3 protein-coding genes are annotated in these 1456 nt (G+C 64.3%); all 3 read right to left on the minus strand.

What is annotated here, in order from left to right:
- Window positions 1–61 precede the first annotated feature (61 nt).
- Window positions 62–616, minus strand: a complete 555-nt coding sequence (locus tag ABTZ43_RS17210) for a F0F1 ATP synthase subunit B (protein WP_056416674.1) — start codon at window positions 614–616, stop codon at window positions 62–64.
- A 27-nt stretch (window positions 617–643) separates the two neighbouring features.
- Complete coding sequence (gene atpE, locus ABTZ43_RS17215) at window positions 644–880, minus strand: ATP synthase F0 subunit C (protein WP_042541851.1); 237 nt, start codon at window positions 878–880, stop codon at window positions 644–646.
- A 59-nt stretch (window positions 881–939) separates the two neighbouring features.
- Window positions 940–1456 (minus strand): F0F1 ATP synthase subunit A (locus tag ABTZ43_RS17220; protein ID WP_350539641.1); only part of this gene is annotated, 517 nt, incomplete at its 5' end.

A 1456-nucleotide genomic window follows, 5' to 3' on the forward strand; every position in this document is an offset into this window, starting at 1 on the left:
TCCTTCGCTGCGGCAAGCGCCTGAGTGGATGCCGCGAGTGCCTGAGTGGTCGCGCTGCCCATTACTGAGCCGCCTTCTCGGATGCTTCGAGGTCGGCGAGGAAGCGGTCGACGACCGCCGTCGCGCGAGCATCGTCCGAGAGCGTCTCGCCGACCACGCCACCGGCGAGGTCGATGGCGAGCGAGCCCACCTCGCTGCGCAGCGACACGAGAGCGGTCTGACGCTCCGCCTCGATCTGCGTGTGCGCGGTCGCCGTGATGCGAGCGGCCTCGCTCGACGCGGTGTCCTTGGCTTCGGCGACGATCTTCTTGCCGTCCTCACGGGCGGCCTCACGGATCTCACCGGCCTCGGTGCGCGCCTCGGCGAGCTGCCGGGTGTACTCCTCGAGCGCGGCCTCAGCCTGCTTCTGGGCCTCGTCGGCCTTGGCGATGTTGCCCTCGATGGCGGCGGACCGCTTGTCGAGCATCGCCGTGAACTTCGGAAGGGCGACCTTCCACACGACGATGAGGATGACGAGGAACCACAGACCCGACCAGATGATGTCGTACCACGCAGGGATCAGCGGGTTGTGCGCTTCACCCTCTGCTGCGAGGTTCGTGACAAGAGCGTTCAGCATCCTGTCTCCTTCAGAAGTCGGTAGAGATTACGGGAAGGGGATGAATCCGACGGCGATGCCGACGAATGCAAGCGCCTCGGTGAAGGCGATACCGATCCACATGAGGACCTGGAGGCGGCCGGCCAGCTCGGGCTGACGAGCGACACCCTCGATGGTCTTGCCGACGACGATGCCCACACCGATGGCCGGGCCGATAGCGGCGAGGCCGTAGCCGACCGAAGCGAGGTGACCGTTGATGTCTGCGAGAACCGTAGTAGCGTCCACGGGTTTTTCCTTTCGTTGGGTGGGCCGGCAGGTGCCGACCCGCTCAGTGCCTAGTGGGCTTAGTGCTCTTCTGCGACCGCGAGCTGGATGTAGACCGCGGTGAGGACGGTGAAGACGTATGCCTGGAGGACGGCGACCAGGATCTCGAAGAGAGTGAAGGCGCCGCCGAAGGCGAGGGTTCCGACACCGAGAGCGGCCCAGCCGCCACCTGCGGTGAAGAAGAAGAACTGGGTGGCTGCGAAGCACAGCACCAGGAGCATGTGACCGACGACCATGTTCATCAGCAGTCGGAGCATCAGGGTGACGGGCCGGATGATGAAGGTCGAGAGGAACTCGATCGGCGTCACGATGATGTAGACCGGCCACGGCACTCCCGACGGGAACAGCGCGTTCTTGAAGAAGCCGAGCGGGCTCTTCTTGATACCGGCGTAGATGAAGGTGATGTAGCTCACGAGGGCGAGCGTCAGCGGCACGGCCGCGATGCTCGTTCCCGCGATGTTCAGGAACGGGATGATTCCCGTGATGTTCATGAACAGCACCATGAAGAAGATCGTGGTGAGGATCGGCAGGAATCGG

The organism is Microbacterium sp. NPDC097977 (genome assembly GCF_040302605.1).
In the GTDB taxonomy this organism is placed as follows: domain Bacteria; phylum Actinomycetota; class Actinomycetes; order Actinomycetales; family Microbacteriaceae; genus Microbacterium.

Bases quoted from the DNA above. Each gene is read 5' to 3' on its own strand.
- ABTZ43_RS17210 (WP_056416674.1), bottom strand. From the start codon at position 616: ATGCTGAACGCTCTTGTCACGAACCTCGCAGCAGAGGGTGAAGCGCAC.